18 protein-coding genes are annotated in these 16,208 nt (G+C 65.4%); 13 read left to right on the forward strand and 5 right to left on the reverse strand.

Annotated elements, in window-relative coordinates; translation table 11 throughout:
• Window positions 1-81: 81 nt before the first annotated feature.
• The 5 genes from VFG49_RS18485 (at window position 82) to VFG49_RS18505 (ending at window position 4,658) form a co-directional block, all read left to right on the forward strand.
• Complete coding sequence (locus tag VFG49_RS18485; protein ID WP_324863321.1) at window positions 82-573, forward strand: hypothetical protein; 492 nt, start codon at window positions 82-84, stop codon at window positions 571-573.
• A gap of 209 nt (window positions 574-782) precedes the next feature.
• Complete coding sequence (locus VFG49_RS18490; protein WP_324863323.1) at window positions 783-1,040, forward strand: YfhL family 4Fe-4S dicluster ferredoxin; 258 nt, start codon at window positions 783-785, stop codon at window positions 1,038-1,040.
• The gene (gene ggt, locus VFG49_RS18495) at window positions 1,037-2,764 is read left to right on the forward strand and encodes a gamma-glutamyltransferase (RefSeq protein WP_324863325.1); all 1,728 of its coding nucleotides are present in this window, start codon (window positions 1,037-1,039) and stop codon (window positions 2,762-2,764) included. Before VFG49_RS18490 ends, ggt begins: the two co-directional genes overlap by 4 nt.
• 2 nt (window positions 2,765-2,766) lie before the next feature.
• Window positions 2,767-3,612 carry an MBL fold metallo-hydrolase gene (locus VFG49_RS18500; protein ID WP_324863327.1) on the forward strand — a complete coding sequence of 282 codons (846 nt, stop codon included), beginning with the start codon at window positions 2,767-2,769 and terminating at the stop codon, window positions 3,610-3,612.
• A gap of 32 nt (window positions 3,613-3,644) precedes the next feature.
• Window positions 3,645-4,658 (forward strand): TMEM43 family protein, encoded by a 1,014-nt coding sequence (locus VFG49_RS18505; RefSeq protein WP_324863330.1) that lies wholly within the window; start codon window positions 3,645-3,647, stop codon window positions 4,656-4,658.
• Between the two features lie 441 nt (window positions 4,659-5,099).
• Here the strand turns inward: VFG49_RS18505 and VFG49_RS18510 are convergent, their stop codons facing one another.
• The 5 genes from VFG49_RS18510 to VFG49_RS18530 all read right to left on the reverse strand — a co-directional run bounded on the left by VFG49_RS18510 (window position 5,100) and on the right by VFG49_RS18530 (window position 9,266).
• The gene (locus VFG49_RS18510; RefSeq protein WP_324863332.1) at window positions 5,100-6,356 is read right to left on the reverse strand and encodes an EAL and HDOD domain-containing protein; all 1,257 of its coding nucleotides are present in this window, start codon (window positions 6,354-6,356) and stop codon (window positions 5,100-5,102) included.
• Window positions 6,357-6,447: 91 nt separating this feature from the next.
• Entirely contained in the window at window positions 6,448-6,894 is a 447-nt protein-coding gene (locus tag VFG49_RS18515) for a flagellar protein FlgN (RefSeq protein WP_324863333.1), read from the reverse strand.
• Window positions 6,891-7,202, reverse strand: a complete 312-nt coding sequence (gene flgM, locus VFG49_RS18520) for a flagellar biosynthesis anti-sigma factor FlgM (RefSeq protein WP_324863335.1) — start codon at window positions 7,200-7,202, stop codon at window positions 6,891-6,893. Before flgM ends, VFG49_RS18515 begins: the two co-directional genes overlap by 4 nt.
• 70 nt (window positions 7,203-7,272) lie before the next feature.
• Entirely contained in the window at window positions 7,273-7,950 is a 678-nt protein-coding gene (gene flgA / locus VFG49_RS18525) for a flagellar basal body P-ring formation chaperone FlgA (RefSeq protein WP_324863337.1), read from the reverse strand.
• 8 nt (window positions 7,951-7,958) lie between these two features.
• Window positions 7,959-9,266 carry a methyl-accepting chemotaxis protein gene (locus tag VFG49_RS18530; protein ID WP_324863339.1) on the reverse strand — a complete coding sequence of 436 codons (1,308 nt, stop codon included), beginning with the start codon at window positions 9,264-9,266 and terminating at the stop codon, window positions 7,959-7,961.
• A 172-nt stretch (window positions 9,267-9,438) separates the two neighbouring features.
• On the opposite strand from VFG49_RS18530, the gene VFG49_RS18535 reads away from it, so the two are divergent.
• The 8 genes from VFG49_RS18535 (at window position 9,439) to flgH (ending at window position 16,131) form a co-directional block, all read left to right on the forward strand.
• On the forward strand, window positions 9,439-10,371 hold the full coding sequence (locus VFG49_RS18535; RefSeq protein ID WP_324863341.1) for a chemotaxis protein: 933 nt from the start codon (window positions 9,439-9,441) through the stop codon (window positions 10,369-10,371).
• Window positions 10,372-11,104: 733 nt separating this feature from the next.
• Window positions 11,105-11,503, forward strand: a complete 399-nt coding sequence (gene flgB / locus VFG49_RS18540) for a flagellar basal body rod protein FlgB (RefSeq protein WP_324863343.1) — start codon at window positions 11,105-11,107, stop codon at window positions 11,501-11,503.
• Complete coding sequence (gene flgC, locus VFG49_RS18545) at window positions 11,503-11,931, forward strand: flagellar basal body rod protein FlgC (protein WP_324863345.1); 429 nt, start codon at window positions 11,503-11,505, stop codon at window positions 11,929-11,931. Before flgB ends, flgC begins: the two co-directional genes overlap by 1 nt.
• A gap of 17 nt (window positions 11,932-11,948) precedes the next feature.
• The gene (locus VFG49_RS18550; protein ID WP_324863347.1) at window positions 11,949-12,623 is read left to right on the forward strand and encodes a flagellar hook assembly protein FlgD; all 675 of its coding nucleotides are present in this window, start codon (window positions 11,949-11,951) and stop codon (window positions 12,621-12,623) included.
• A gap of 34 nt (window positions 12,624-12,657) precedes the next feature.
• Window positions 12,658-13,875, forward strand: a complete 1,218-nt coding sequence (gene flgE, locus VFG49_RS18555) for a flagellar hook protein FlgE (protein ID WP_324863349.1) — start codon at window positions 12,658-12,660, stop codon at window positions 13,873-13,875.
• 13 nt (window positions 13,876-13,888) lie between these two features.
• On the forward strand, window positions 13,889-14,629 hold the full coding sequence (flgF, locus tag VFG49_RS18560; protein WP_324863351.1) for a flagellar basal-body rod protein FlgF: 741 nt from the start codon (window positions 13,889-13,891) through the stop codon (window positions 14,627-14,629).
• Between the two features lie 24 nt (window positions 14,630-14,653).
• A complete protein-coding gene (gene flgG, locus VFG49_RS18565) occupies window positions 14,654-15,439 on the forward strand; it encodes a flagellar basal-body rod protein FlgG (RefSeq protein WP_324863353.1) in 786 nt (261 codons plus the stop codon).
• A gap of 8 nt (window positions 15,440-15,447) precedes the next feature.
• A complete protein-coding gene (gene flgH, locus VFG49_RS18570) occupies window positions 15,448-16,131 on the forward strand; it encodes a flagellar basal body L-ring protein FlgH (RefSeq protein WP_324863355.1) in 684 nt (227 codons plus the stop codon).
• Window positions 16,132-16,208 lie beyond the last annotated feature (77 nt).

Here is a 16,208-nt window from a genome sequence, read left to right on the forward strand (position 1 = left end):
GCTCCGTCGCATGACGGCCGGATGGTCCCGTCATCCAATGGATTCGTCATTCCAAGAATTCCACCATCCAAGGTGACCACCATGTACAAGTACGCTCTCCTCGCCGCCCTCGCGCTTACCGGCGTCACTGCCTGCAGCCAGCAGGAAGATGCCCAGCAGCCGACCGAACAGGTCGCGGCCGTTTCCAAGCCGACCGATCCGAACGACAGCAAGGCGTGGAACGCCTACCTGGGCCAGATCGTCCAGAAGAACATGCAGGGCATGACGGCGGACCGTCCGTTCCCGTATCTGGTGCCGGCCGGCGACAGCGATGACGCCAACCAGGTGCGCCAGCGCCAGCTGGACCAGGTGACGGACACCGTGGCCCGCGGCGTGCTGCCGGGCAACATGCTGGTGTTTGCCGGCCCGGATTCGGCCAAGACCGCCGAGTTCGTGACTGACGCGTTCAAGGACGCCAAGCCCGGTTCCTTCAAGGACGTGATCGTGCTGGTGATCGGCGATGCCAGCGACAAGGACAAGGTGACCACGGCGCTGCAGCCGACCGGCGCCACGATCCGCTACGTGAACATGTAAGTTCCGGTTTCCGGAGCGAACTGGAAGGCCCGCGGCATCCGTGCCGCGGGCCTTCTTTTTGGACTGTCCCGAGATCCCGAGTAGGAGCGCACCCAGTGCGCGAAAAACCTGCATCGTGGTGAGAACGCGAGTCCGCGGTCGCGCACTGGGTGCGCTCCTACAGATGGTCTTGCGGCACACGGGCCATCCCCAGCATGTAAACTCGACAAATGTCCCTGAAAATCCTCGATACCTGCGTCAATTGCGACGTCTGCGAACCGGTCTGCCCCAATAAGGCTATCTCGCTGGGCGAGGAGTACTACGTGATCGATCCGTCGTTGTGCACCGAGTGCATCGGACACTACGACCAGCCTCAGTGCGTGGAAGTGTGTCCGGTCGAGTGCATCATCATCGACCCCGGGCATACCGAGACGCACGATCAGCTTGAGCTGAAATATCACCATCTCATGGCAAAGGACAACGCATGACGTTTCCCTTGAACTGGCGCGTAGCGCTGCTGGGCGCGCTGCTTACCACCAGTGCTGCATACGCCGCCGATAGCCGCCCGAGCTCCTCTCCTGCTACGCCCACTGCGCAGGTCATCACGCAGCGCCCCGGCCGTGCCGGTATCGCCAGCGCCAATTTCCACGCCACCGAAGCGGGACACGAAGTGCTCGCCAAGGGCGGCAATGCGTTTGACGCGGCTATCGCCGTGGCCGCGACGCTTTCCGTGGTCGAGCCGGAAAGCTCGGGTATTGGCGGCGGTTTCCTGGCGGTGCTGCATCGCGCTTCCGATGGCCGCGAGGTGTTCATCGACGCGCGCGAAACCGCGCCGGCGGCAGTGAATCCGAAGGATTATCTCAACAAGGACGGTTCGCCCAACCGCGATACCGCGTTAAACGGACCGCTTTCCGCGGGCATTCCTGGTGAGGCCGCGGGTCTGGCGTGGCTGGCCGCGCACTACGGCAAGTTGCCGTTGAAGGAATCGCTGGCGCCGGCCGTGCGCATCGCGCGTGACGGCTTCAAGCCGGACGGCCGCCTGGTCAACGCCATTGGCGAGCGCGCCGAGGACATCCGCCGCTGGCCAGCCTCTGCAGCCAAGTACCTGCCGAACGGCAAGCCGCCGGTGGCGGGCGAGGTGTGGCGCGATCCGGACCAGGCACGCACGCTGGAGCTGCTGGGCGAGCATGGCTTCGATGGTTTCTATCGTGGCGAAGTCGGCAAGAAGCTGGTCGACGCGGTGCACGCCGCGGGCGGCAACTGGACCGCGAAGGACCTGGAAAGCTACCGAGTGAAGGAGCGCGAGCCGATCACCGTGAACTACCGCGGCTATCGCGTGGTGACGGCGCCGCCCGTGTCGTCCGGCGGCGTGGCGGTGGCGGAAATCCTCAACATCCTCTCCGGCTATGACCTCACCAGGCTCGATGAAGTGCATCGCACGCATCTTGTCATCGAGGCGATGCGTCGCGCGTTCCGCGATCACAACGACTACCTCGGCGATCCGGATTTCGTGAAGGTACCGATGGACATGCTGCTGTCGCCGTACTACGCCGCGGGCCTGCGCCAGACCATCCTGATGGACAAGGCCACGCCCTCCTCGATGCTGCCCGCGAGTGCCGGCACCGATCCGGGCATGCACACCACGCATTTCTCGATCATCGACAAGGACGGCAACATCGCCTCCATCACCCAGACGGTGAATTACACGATGGGCTCGACCTTCGTGGCGGCCGGCACCGGCGTGCTGCTCAACGACGAGATGGACGACTTCGCGCTGGTGCCGAACAAGCCCAACGTCTACGGCTTGCTTGGCAGCGCGGCGAATGCGCCGGCGCCCGGCAAGCGCATGCTGTCGTCGATGACGCCGAGTATCGTGTTCGGTGCCGATCGCGTCGGCGTGATCGGTTCACCGGGCGGTTCCACCATCATCACGCAGGTGCTGGAAGGCATCCTCGCCTTCATCGATGGCAAGGATGCGTTGGGCGTCGCCGGGCAAAAGCGTTTCCACCATCAGTACATGCCCGATCGCGTCGACGTGGAGTCAGGCGCGTTCGACGCGGCCACGTCCGAAGGACTCACCCGCATGGGCCACACGCTGAAAGAGCGCAGCTCGTGGGGCTTCATGAACGTGGTGACCTGGGATCTCAAGAACAACAAGCTTGATGCCGCAAGCGATCCGCGTCGCGAATCGGGCTTGGGCAAGGTGCAGTAACCATGGAACTGTGGTCGCTTACCGGCAACTCGCAGCAGCTCGATGGCGGCGCGATGTTTGGCAATGCGCCCAGGGCGCTGTGGTCGCGCTGGATCGCGCCGGATGCAGAAAATCGCATTCCGCTGTCGTGCCGGTGCCTGCTGGTGAAGGATCTGGACGGCCGCAACGTGCTGTTCGAGACGGGCATCGGCGCGTTTTTCGAGCCCGCGCTGCGCGAGCGCTACGGTGTGGTGGAAGATCGACATGTGCTGCTCGATTCGCTGGAGCAGTTGGGCCTCACGCATGAGGACATCGATGTCGTGGTGCTTTCGCACCTGCACTTCGATCATGCAGGCGGCTTGCTGGCGCAGTGGCAGGAAGGGCAGCCGCCGCGACTGCTGTTTCCGCGCGCCACTTATCTCGTCGGCGCCGAGCACTGGCGCCGCGCACTGAATCCGCATCCGCGCGACCGCGCCTCGTTCGTGCCGGAACTGCAGCCGCTGCTGGAAGAAAGCAGGCGGCTGGAGCTGGTCGAGGGTGAATTTTCGAAGACGCTGGGTACGTCGGTGCGCTTCAGCTTTTCGGACGGCCATACGCCCGGACTGATGCTGGCCGAGGTGGGAGGCGTGGTGTTCTGCGCCGACCTCATTCCGGGGCGTTTCTGGGTGCACCTGCCCATTACCATGGGCTATGACCGCTATCCGGAAAAGCTGATCGAGGAGAAGCGCGCGTTCCTGGAGGACAAGCTGGCCCGTGGCGTGCGATTGTTCTTCACGCATGACCACGATTGCGCAGCGGCACGCGTGGTGCGGGACGACAAGGGGCGTTACGGCACGGCTGACGAGGTTCGCGAACTGCGGGGCGCATAGCGATGGCCAGGGGACAAGGGAGAGAAGCCGATATGCGGCAATGGACGCGACGCGTGCTGGGCGCGCTGTTGCTGCTGGGCGGTGCCGGGCTGGCGGCGATGACCGAGCAGGGGCTGCTTGACCATCGCCATGCTTCGGACCGACACGGTGGCCAGATCATCGACGTAGGGGCTACCGGCGACACGCAGGTCGGGCACGGTTATCTCGTGCGCGTGGCCGGTCCCGTCAAGGTGGTGGAAGCGCCCTACGATCCTGAATTCGGCCAGCGCGCGCAGGTGCCGGTGCTGATCCGCCACGTGGAGATGTTCCAATGGCGCGAAGTGCGCGTCGCCGGTGACATCCACTATGAGCTTGACTGGGTAGATCGCCCGGTCGATTCCAGCCGATTCGCGCATCCGGCAGGCCATGCCAATCCGGAACGGTTCCTGGTGCAGGGCAAGCAGTTCGATGCGGGGCAGGTAAGGCTGGGCGGCTATTCGCTTTCGCCGGTGCTGCTGCACGCGCTGCCAGGCAGCGATGCGCTGACGCCTGACATGAAATCGCTGCCGAGCAACCTTGCCGCCAGTTTTTCGCTGTACGACCGCTACCTGACGACCAGCGCAAAGCCCGAGCAGCCCCGCCTGGGCGATCTGCGCGTGAGCTGGGAAACCGTGCCGCCGCAGCAGGTCACCGTATTCGCCCAGGTGGATGGCGATCAGCTCGTGCCGGCTGCGAGCGCGGCGGATGGCAAGGGTTACGACGTGCAAGTGGGCGACCGCGCGCTGGTGGACGTGGTGCCTGACGTGCCGGAGTCGCCGTCGTTCGTGTGGCCACGGCGCATCGCCGCCCTGTTATTGGGCGTGCTCGGTGCGTTGCTGTTGTTGCCGGAGCGACCGCGTACGCATCACGACGTATTGCTGGCGGTGGGTGCGAGTACGCTGCTGGTGGGCGCACTCGCGTGCGTGATGTGGCTGGGCACCGATATGACGGCGGGCGCCGAGTGGTTTGGGGTGGCGTTGGTGGGGTTGGGGCTGGCCGTTTGGAGGATTAGGGCGACGGCGGAGTAAGGGGGATTTTGGTGGCGTGTGATCACCACTCGTCGTCTTTCTGTGGGAGCGCACCCTGTGCGCGACAGCTTTTCGCCTCTGTCCCCAACGTGCGTTTTTATGTAGGAGCGCACCCAGTGCGCGATCGCCTTTCGCCTCGGTCCCTCTGATCGTCATTCCTGCGGGGTGCTTTGCGAGTCATCCGGCGACTTTGCCTTTCGCTTCTTGGTGTGGCGCTATCGCCAGCGTGCCGCTTACGACCGAAGGAAGTCCCTGTGGGACGCAGCGGGCGTTTCGACGTCCTGCCGGCAATGGTGGAGAGGTGCGGGGCTTGCGTGACACCGCAATGCGCATAACTTCCTCTACGCCAGCGGGAGAGGGCTGAGGCAATGCCTTCACGGTGGATAGCGCCAATTTCGCGATTACCTCTTGCGCGCCCCGCTTTTCGCAGGACACGCCCCATCAATTCGGCCGCTGGTCCGCAAATGCGTAGACGTGATCCGCCCACTGCGTGGCTTCGAGGTAGATGGCGGCCATGCGGCGGATGACCTGCGGTTGCGTCTCGCCGCCGCGCAGATCACCGGCTTCCCAGGCGCGGATCTGTTCGAGCAGCGGCGCGAAGGGGCCTTTGTTTTCCAGCAATGCGCTGCTGATTTCGCGGGCCAGGGGCAGGTGCCACAGCACGAAGTCCATGGGGGCTTCCATCAGCGTGTCCAGCAGCGAGAACAGGCCGGCGGTGAAGGCCATTTCGCGCTGTTCGGGCGCCATGTGCTGGGCGAGCTTTTCGCACATGTGGGCGCGGATCAGCGCGGCGCGCAGCAGTTCCGGCGGGCGATCGCCGACGCCGCTGAGCGCCATGGTGTAGATCCAGTTGCGCAGGCGCGTGGCGCCGAAGAAGATCGCCGCCTGCTGCACGGACTTGAGCTGGCGCGGCAGGGCGAAGTAGGCGGAGTTCACGCAGCCCAGCAGCTTGTAGCTGAGGATGGCGTCGTCTCGCACGATCTGGCCGATCTCGACCGGGCCGGGGTTGCCTTCTTCCAGTGCCTTCATCAGGCGCAGCAGGCTGAGGCGGTTGGCGGTGAGCACGGGTACTTCGACGGGCTCGGGCTTGAGCAGGAACCGGCCCTGGATGGCCTGTACCGGCAGCTTCTCGCAGCGGTGGTAGGTGTCATGGTCGTCGACGTGGCCGGCGATGACATGGATGCCGCGTGCATGCAGGTATTCGCTGCGCGTGCGCAACGTGGACGGATCAAGCTTGCTGGCGTCCAGCCGCACGTACTGCACGATCTTGAGCAACGGTTCGACCGAGACGTTGTATTCCAGCGGGGCATCGCCCGCGTCCAGCATCAGCGGACAGCCACGCTGCGCCATGCGTGCAAGGCGATCCAGCAGCGCCGCATCGGTAGCCGCATCGCAGGTCAGCATCACGCCGAAGCGCGGCTGGTGTTGCAGCACGTCGGTTTCGTCCATCAGCAATTCGCGCGTGAGCCGCAGGAAGCTGCGATTGCCACGCACGAGGCGGGCGAGTGCGCCGTCCGTGATGGTGGCGAGCGCTCGGCGCATCAGCGCGGCCTCGTCCTCGGCTTCGTTCTGGAACACCACTTCGTAGGCGAACAGCTCGCGCTTGGTGTCCAGCATCGGCAGGCGGATGACGGGCAGCGGCTGTTCGCTGGCGACGGCCCCTTCTTGGGCGGAGGAGATGGCTGCGGCTTCGCTCATGATGGGTCGACGGAGTGGCTGTGGTTGGGGTCGGCGCATACCGCCGGCGAATGGATGCACATCACAAGGGGGATGATGCGCGCCATGGTTCTCAGGCCTCGGCCAGTGGTTGCGAGCGCAGGCTCGTGCGCAGTTCGCCTGCGCGGCCGTACACGCTTGCTTCCGTTTCATTGCCCGTCAGCACCGCCAGTGCCTTGCGCACCTGCTGCAGCCGGACGCCAACAAGCTGTCCGTTGCGCTGGTTGAGCTGCTGGCAGGCACGCAGCGATTGCAGGATCTGTTGCCACACGGGCGCCAGTTCGCGGCTGGCTTCGGCAGCGCCCTGGCTCAGCTGCAGGCGTTCGCCGTCGAGCTGCTCCAGCTTGAGCATGAGCGAGTGCTTGGCCGCGCCCGCGCGGTTGAGCGCATCGACGTCGGCCGATTCGAGGGCGGTGCGCTCTTCGTGGAGCGAGTCCGCCAGCTGCCCCACTGCCAGCCGCATCTCCTCGACCGCGGCCGTCAGGGCATGGTCCAGTTCGGCTTGCAGGGCAGGGTTCATGGCTTGAGCTTGTTTTCCACGGCCAGCATGCGGTCGGCAATGCGGCTCGGGTCGATCTTGTAGGTGCCGTTGGCCAGCGCCTGGCGCACCTGTTCGACTTTCTTGGTGTCGACGGTGGCGCCGCTGTCCGTGCGGGCGGCTTCCTGCAGGGCGCGGGCCGAGTCGGTCAGCTGGACGCGATCGTCCGTGCCGCTCGTGCTGGCCACTTCGCTGCCGGTCGTGCCGGAGGCGTTCTGCGTCGCGCTGCCCTGGCCGCTGGGCGGCTGGGGAAGCATGGGCAAGCCCTTATTGGAGATGGTGGTGTTCATGGGTCCGTTCTCTGGTTTTGGCCCTGTTGTCTTCAGGATCGGCCGGGCGGCGCCAAACTTTAGGGCATGGCTAGGGGACCGCGAGCACTTCGCCAGGGGCGGTGACCATGGCGTCCACCACCTTGCCGGAACTGCCATTGCGTACCCGCAGGCGCGAACCGCTGTCCCCGTTCCCCAGGGCCACGCCATTGGCGCGCACCTCGATGCCGTCCAGCCGCGAGACCAGCTGCACCTGGTCGCCAGCCTTCACGGCCGTACGTCCGCCCAGGGCGTTGGGGGTAAGCACGCTGCCGGCGACCATGGCGCGGGAGAGCGTGCGCCCTTCCACCTCCGCCAGGTCGCTGACGTAGCCGTAGCCCAGTCGCGTGATGTCGCGTTCCTCGCTGCGCACGTCGTCGGCGCGCACGCCGTCGCCGCGCTGCAGCGGGCGGCCGATCACCAGCACCTGGCGATAGACCTGCAGCTGCACTGGCACGCGCAGCGTCCAGCCATCGGCGGCGGGGCAGCGCACGGTGACGTTCATGCGGGGCATCAGGCGAGAGCCATCCTGCAGCCCGGCGCTGAGCGGCACCGGGCACGCTGCCAGCTGCAGGCGCGAATCGAGCGCACCGGCCTGGGCCACCACCCGGCTGCCCGGCGTGGCGTACTGGTCACGCAGCCATTGCTCGGCCGCAGCACGTGCCGCCTGCGCCGGTTCGCCGGCGAAGGCGGGTAGCGCGAGGGAGCCAAGCAGCAGGACGGCCAGCACGCGACAGGTCATAGGTCGGCCAGCAGCACGTTGAGTTGGGCCAGCAAGGCTTCGCGCTCGCTTTCCAGCTGGCTCACCAGTTGGCTGGCCTGGTCCAGGTGGCCGTCGCACAGCAATGTGGCGAAGGTGTTGCCGTGTTCGCGCAGGCGGGCACCGGCGGCGATCAGCGCGCCCGCGGCCGGGTTGTCGGCACGACCGGCGGTGAGACGCTGAACGGTACGATTGAGCGATTGTGTGTCGAACCAGCGACGATCGAGCGCGGCCGGTTCCTGCAGCGCCAATTCCATGGCCTGGCGCAGGCCCTGCGCGGCTTCGCGCACGGTGAGGCTGAGGCTGGCCGGATCGGTGCCGCTTTCGGTTTCCAGCCAGTCCAGCGCGAGGCGGTGCGCCAGCAAGGCTGCACGGCTGAGCGCTTCGGACTGCCGGTTCGCCTCGCCGGCGCGCCGGTGCCAGGCGCCGAGCGCGGCCTGTGCGGCAACGGCGCGGGCGTGCTGGGCGTCCTGGTTCTTGTGCATGGTGGCGACGCGTTCGCCGACCTGGCGGAGCGCTTCGCCGTTGTCCTGCAGCGAGCTTTCGGTCTGCGTCACGTTGGCCTGCGCGCGCTCCAGGCGCTGCAGGCCCTGCTGCACGTCGCCATCGAGTTGCAAGGAGAAGTCGCCGATGGAGCCGGTGACCTGCTCGATCTCGCCGGTGGCCTGGCTGGTCTTCTCGGCCAGCTGCTTCACTTCGTCGGCCACCACCGCGAAACCGCGGCCGGCTTCACCGGCGCGCGCGGCTTCGATGGCGGCGTTGAGCGCCACGAGGTTGGTCTGGTGGGCGATCTCCTGCACCACGCCAGTGAGCTTGCGGATCTGCGCAACCTGCTCGGCCAGCTTGCTCTGGTTGCGGTTCATGGCGGAAAGCGCGGTGCGCAACAAGCGCAGCTGGCCATCCAGCTCGCTCACGCTGCGCTCGCTGGCCTCGCCGGTCTGACGGGCGCGAGCCAGGCCGGTGCCGACCTGCTGCAGGGATGTCGAGATTCCGGCGCTGCCGTCCGTCAAGCGACCGACGTCGTCACGGCTTTCCTGCGCGGACTGGTGCATCGCGCCCTGTTCGCGCGACAGCTGCTGCGCGGCGCTCAGCACCAGGCCTTGTTGTTCCAGCGTCTGCAGCGCCACGGCTGCCGGCGGGCGCGAGGCGGTCAGCGCCGCCAGCAGCGGCGCCAAGGCCTGCGCGGCGCGCGGGTAACGGGCGGACAGCTGCAGCACGCGCGCCTGGTCACCTGCCGCGGCAGCGCGCGCAAGCTCGGCAAGGTGCTGGCTCCAGATCAGACTCATGGGTGGATCTTTCCTTACTGAAGGTCTCGCTCCGGCATCGGCGGGAGACGTTGGAACTTGAGAAGCAAGCGACGTGCCATGCAGCGCATCCACCCTCAAGCAAGTGCCCACGGTGCCGATACGCGGGAGAGCAGAACCCGCGGCCCGTGCCGCCCGGTAGTGAGGAAAGCGCATGAGCGTCGCGTGGATGGACAAGGTGGAGCAGCAGACCCGGCTGGCCGGACACAACCGGGTGGCCATGCTGTTGTTCCGGATGGGCGACGAGCAGTTGTTCGGCATCAACGTATTCAAGGTGCGCGAGGTGATGCGCCGACCGGCGCTGGAGCGCATGCCCGGTGCGCACCACCTGATTGCCGGCAGCTGCAACTACCGCGGCATGACCATCCCCGTGATCGACCTGGCAGTGGCCCTGGGCTATCCCTCGCTGCGCGACGAGCCCTCGGCACACATGATGGTGACGGAGTTCAGCCGCTCCATGCAGGGCTTCCTGGTGGCCGAACCACAACGCCTCGTGCAGTGCGACGGCGACAACCTGGAAACACCCGCGCCGGCGCTGGGCTTCGGCACGCGCGTCAATGCGGTGACGCGCGTGGATGGCGCGCTGGTGGCAGTGGTCGACGTGGAGCAGGTGCTGGCCAGCCTCAACACCACCCAGGCGGAACTCTCCGCCCCCATGCAGCGCATGGCGCGGGTGCACGACCTGCAGCCGCGCCGCGTGATGGTGGTGGACGACTCGCTGGTGGCGCGCAACCAGCTGGTGAACCTGTTCCGCCAGATGGATGTGGAATGCGTGGTGGCGCAAGACGGCCGCGAGGCCCTCAAGCGCCTGGAAGAACTCGCCGAAGCGCCGGAAGGCGAGGGCATCACCCTGGTGGTGTCCGACATCGAGATGCCGCGCATGGACGGCTACGCCTTGACCCGGGCCATCCGGGACACGCCTGAGCTGCGCAAGCTGAAGGTGGTGCTGCACAGTTCGATCAGCGGCATCTTCAACGAGGCCATGGTGCGCGAGGTGAACGCGGATCGTTTTGTAGCGAAGTTCCAGCCGGACTTGCTGGCGCAGACGGTGCTCGATCTGATGCCGGAGCAATTTGAGAAGTTTTGAGGGGATGGCGTTGCGGCGAGGCCGCGGCAACCCTGTAGGAGCGCACCCTGTGCGCGAAAAACCTGCGGGGCGGCGGTGCGGTTGGTGGCGCGGTGAAAAGCTTTCTTTTGACGCCACGCAAGCCCCGTACCCTCACCACCGTAAAGGTGGCAATGCCCCGACCCTCTCCCAAGGGGAGAGGGAGCAAGGCCACGCTTCGCTTTAAGTCCTCAGTACCACGACGCGTTGCGGGATAGCGGCGCCGTTTGAGGTAGTAAAACCACGTAAGGTCGATGCTTCAGTCGACAGGCTTGTATCCATCGCAGTGCTGCCAGCTCTTCAGCTCATTTTCTTTGGGTTACTTTTCTTTTGGAGCAGCAAAAGAAAAGTGACTCGGCGTCCGGCAGGACGTCGAAACGCCCGCTGCGTAGGCGGCACGCTGGCGGTAGCGCCGAATCAAAGACCGAGGGCAAAGTCACTGGATCTCTGCGTTCGCAGGGATGACGATCATGAAGACTGACGCGAAAGGCGTTCGCGCACAGGGTGCGCTCCTGCAGAAAGAATGAGGAGTCGACAAGAGAGGGGCGGCGCGACGGGAAGCCGTTGCCACCCGTGTCGGATTTCCGTCAGTGCCCCTGCCTCCTCCCTGTCAAAACCCCGAAAGCCAAGCAACGGCGCGGCTTCCCAAGCCTTATTCCCGTGTGGCACGCAACTTGCTCAAACCCTTCCGCGGCCACCGTCGCGGGAGTGAGCGATGAGTTCGATCAACGACAATCTGTTTGGTTTGCACACGCAGGCGCTCGACCTCTGGCAGCGTCGCAGCGAAGTGCTGGCCAGCAATCTGGCGAATGCGGATACGCCGGGTTATCTCGCGCGCGACGTTGATTTCAAGAAAGCCCTGGCCAGCGCCAGCGGTCAAAGCGATAGCCTGCCGCTGACGATCACCCAGGCCGGCCAGATCAATCCGCAGGCGCAGGGGACGCAACAGCTCGCCTATCGCGTGCCCAGTCAACCGAGCATGGACGGCAACACTGTCGATGCGCAGGCCGAGCAGGCCAGCTTTGCCGCCAACGGCGTGCACTACCAGGCCAGCCTCTCCTTCATCACCGCGCAGATCCACATGCTGCGTACCGCCATCACCGGAGGCCAGTGATGTCGATGTTCAAGATTTTCGATGTAGCGGGCTCCGGCATGGCGGCGCAGTCGCTGCGCCTCAACACCGTGGCCAGCAACCTCGCCAATGCCGACAGCGTGTCGAGCACGCCCGAAGGCGCGTATCGCGCGAAAGAGCCGCTGTTCGCGGCCGTGCAGCGCGCGATGGGCGGCACGGGCAATGCCGATGGCGACAGCGCCGTGGGTGTGCAGGTGAAGGGCGTTACCGAGAGCCAGGCCGACGTGCAGGCGCGCTACGAGCCGGGCAATCCCATGGCTGATGGCGATGGCTATGTCTACGGCAGCAACGTCAACCCCATCGACGAGCTGGTCAACATGATTTCCGCGTCGCGCTCGTACCAGAACAACGTCGAGGCGATGAACACCACCAAGCAACTGATGCTCAAGACCCTCGACCTCGGCAAGTAAGCCGGGAGGAAACCTACGTGTCCACCATTCCCAGCAACAGCAGCACGACCGGTACGAGTTCGAGCAGCACGTCGAACGTCAGTTCGGCGCTGTCCAACACCATGACGCAGGCTGACTTCCTCAAGCTGATGACGGCCCAGCTGCAGGCGCAGGATCCCACCAATCCGGTGGACAACTCGCAGTTTGTCTCGCAGATGGCGCAGTTCAGCCAGCTGTCGTCGACGCAGCAGCTCGATACCGACCTGCAGACGCTGAGCAGCAACATCACCTCGGCGCTGCAGACCTCGCAGGTGCTGAGCTCGTCGAACCTGGTGAACCGCCAGGTGATGGTGCCTTCCACCACGATGACCTTCGACGGCTCCGACAGCATGAAGGGCGCGGTGAACGTCACTGCCGCAAGCAACGTCACCGTGCAGGTGTTGGACGGCAGCGGCAACGTGGTACGCACGCTGCCGCTGGGCGCGCAGAACGCGGGCCTTTCGCAGTTCACCTGGGATGGCAAGGACGACAGCGGCAACACCGTGGCCGACGGCAGCTACACGCTCAAGGCCACGGCAGGCACCAGCTCGCTCGACACCTATGTGGCCGGCACGGTCACCGGCGTGGGCTACGGCGGCAGTTCATTGGGCACTTACCTGCAGGTATCGGGCGTGGGCGGCGTTTCGCTCAGCCAGGTGGCACAGATTCTCTAAACGCTCTCAAGCGTTTCATCACGAGGAACCGAACATGGCACTGAATACAGCGCTCAGCGGCATCAACGCGGCCCAGTCCGATCTCAACGTCATCGCCAACAACATCGCCAACGCCAACACCACGGGCTTCAAGGGTTCGCGCGCGGAGTTTGCCGACATCTTCGCGGTGACGGGGCTCAACCTCAATTCCACCGCCGTGGGCAGTGGCGTGATGCTCGAGAAGGTAGCCCAGCAGTTCAATCAGGGCGACCTGCAGACCACGGGCAACAGCCTGGACATGGCCATCAACGGCAATGGCTTTTTCGCGATCAACAACGGTAACGGTGTGCAGTACACCCGCGCCGGCGATTTCGAGAAGAATTCCAATGGCTACGTCACCACGCCCGATGGCGCACGCCTGCAGATCTACCCGCCCAACGGCGCCGGTGGCTTTGACATGAGCACGCTGGCCGACTTCAACTGGATGACTGCGCAGAGCAGCGCCACGGCCACCTCGACCATCACGCTGGCCTCGAACCTGCCGGCCAGCGCCACGGTGCCGGCCAATGCGTTCAGCACCACCGATTCCACGACGTACAACAGCGCGGCGCCGGTGACGGTGTACGACTCGCAGGGCGGCTCGCACCAGGCCACCGTCTACTACGTCAAGACCGGCACCAATACCTGGGACGCCAACCTGTATGTGGACGGCCAAAGCGCCGGCACGCAGGGGATGACGTTCGACAGCACCGGCAAGCTCACCGCGCCCACCAACGGCAAGTTGGCATTCAACCCCGTGGCGCTGGGCAATGGTTCCGCGCCGCTGACGCTGTCGCTCAACGTGGCCAACCTCACGCAGTACGGCACCGACTACGCGGCCGGCAGCGTGCTGCAGGATGGTTTCGAGGCGGGCACGTTGTCGGGCATCGACATCGACGACAAGGGCGTGATCACCGCCAATTACTCCAACAACCAAAGCACGCAGATCGGCCAGGTGGCGATTGCCAACTTCGCCAACGTGCAGGGCCTGCGCCAGCTGGGCAACACCACCTGGGCGGCGAGCACCGATTCGGGTCCGGCAGTGATGGGCACGGCAAGCTCGGGCGAGTTCGGCAACATCAAGTCCGGCTCGCTGGAAAGCTCCAACACCGCCGACACCACGGCGCAGCTGGTGGATATGATCCAGGCGCAGCGCAACTACCAGGCCAACGCACAGGTGCTGTCCACCGACAACACGCTGGCGTCCACGCTGTTCAACGCCGTGTCGCGCTAAGTAGGTTCCGACGATGGACCGTTCCCTCTATGTCTCGATGACCGGCGCCACGCAGATCATGCGTTCGCAGGAAGCGGTGAGCCACAACCTGGCCAACGCTTCCACGGTCGGCTTCAAGAGCGAGCTCACCGCATTCCACAGCGTGCCGGTGCTGGGCGATGGCTCGCCGTCGCGCATCAACGCGGTGGCCCAGGGCATCGGCCAGAACACGGCGCAGGGTTCGCAGATCAACACCGGGCGTTCGCTCGATGTCGCCGTGCGCGGTGCGGGCTGGATCGCGGTGCAGGCGCCGGACGGTTCGGAAGCGTATACGCGGGCGGGCGATCTGCAGCTCACCGCCGATGGCGGGCTGGTCGATTCACGCGGCAATCCGGTAATGGGCAGTTCCGGTCCCATCACCATTCCGCCCGCCGCGGAAGTAAGCATCGGCAGCGACGGCACCATTTCGTCGGTGCCGCTGGGGCAGGGCCCTAACTCGGTCACCACGCTCGATCGCATCAAGCTGGTCAATCCCGACGCGGCGCAGCTGGCGCAGGGCGGCGACGGCCTGATGCACATGGCAGGCGGTGGCACTGCAGACGCTGACGAGACGGTGACGGTGGCCTCGGGCGTGCTCGAAGGCAGCAACGTCAATCCGTCTGCCGAGCTGGTGAAGATGATCGCGCTCTCGCGCCAGTACGACATGCAGGTGAAGTCCATCAAGGCCTCCGAGGACAACGCCGATTCCGCCAACAAGCTGCTGCAGGCCAACTGAGCCGCGGCCTTACGGGAGTAACCGATGTTCTCTTCCTTGTGGATTGCCAAGACGGGCCTGGATGCGCAGCAGACGCGCATGGACGTCATTTCCAACAACCTGGCCAACGCCAATACCACCGCGTTCAAGAGTTCGCGCGCGGCGTTCCAGGATCTGATGTACCAGAACAAGGGCCAGCCGGGCGGCCAGACCACCGAGCAGACACTGTCGCCGTCGGGCCTGATGCTGGGCACCGGCGTGCGCGTGGTGGGCAACGAGAAGCTGTTCACCGAAGGCAGCACGACGCAGACCGGCAACTCGATGGACGTGGCGATCCAGGGCCGCGGATTCCTGCAGGTGAGCATGCCCGACGGCAGCGTGGCCTATACGCGTGACGGCTCGCTGCATACCGATGCCAATGGCCAGCTGGTGACGGCCGACGGCTATCCGCTGGAACCGGCCATCACCGTGCCCTCCAACGTGCAGTCGCTCACCATCGGCACGGATGGCACGGTGTCGGCGACGACGACCGCCTCCGCCACGCCGCAGACGCTGGGCACGCTGCAGCTCGCCGACTTCATCAATCCCGCCGGCCTGCAGCCGACCGGACAGAACCTTTACGTCGAGACCGCCGCCAGCGGTGCGCCGCAGACCGGCCAGCCGGCGCTCAATGGCATGGGTTCGCTGCTGCAAGGTTCGCTGGAATCGTCCAACGTCAACGTGGTGGCCGAGATGGTCAACATGATCGAAACGCAGCGCACCTACGAAATGAATTCCAAGGCCATCAGCAGCACCGACCAGATGCTGCAAGACCTGACCGACAAGATGTGAGTACTGCCATGTCGTCCTTCCGTTCCCTGTTTCTTCTTTTCGTTGCGCTGGTTCCTGCGCTGCTGGCGGGCTGCGTGGTGCAGGCGCCGCGCGACGACCACCAGTGGGCCGCCACCATGCCGGTGGAACAGAGCGCGCCGCCGTCCACCGATGGGGCGATCTATCACGCCGAGCAGGGCATGGAGCTGTTCAACGATGCGCGCGCGCACCGCGTGGGCGACATCCTCACCGTCTCGCTGGTGGAAAGCACGCAGGCGTCGAAGAAGGCCACGACCAGCACCAGCAAGAAGGACAACACCAACATCACCACGCCCACCATCCTCGGCCATGCGCTGAAGGTGGGCGGCAATTCGGCGGACATTTCCACCGCCGGCGACCGCAGCTTCGATGGCACCGGCAACAGCAGCCAGAGCAACCAGCTCACTGGGTCGATCACGGTCACGGTGGCGCAGCGTCTGTCCAACGGCAACCTGCTGGTGCGTGGCGAAAAGATGCTGACCATCAACCAGGGCCAGGAGCTGATCCGCATCTCCGGCATCGTGCGTCCGCAGGACATCCTGCAGGACAACACCGTGCCGTCCACGCGCGTGGCCGATGCGCAGATCGGCTACACGGGCAAGGGTTCGCTGGCCGACGCCAACACGCAGGGCTGGCTGTCGCGCTTCTTCAATTCCAAGTGGATGCCGTACTGATGGACGGGCGCATTGCAATGGTGTCATGCGGCGGCGTGGGGCTACCCCCTCCCAACCTCCCCCTGCATGCAGGGGGA

This window comes from Dyella sp. (assembly GCF_035685885.1).
In the GTDB taxonomy this organism is placed as follows: domain Bacteria; phylum Pseudomonadota; class Gammaproteobacteria; order Xanthomonadales; family Rhodanobacteraceae; genus Dyella.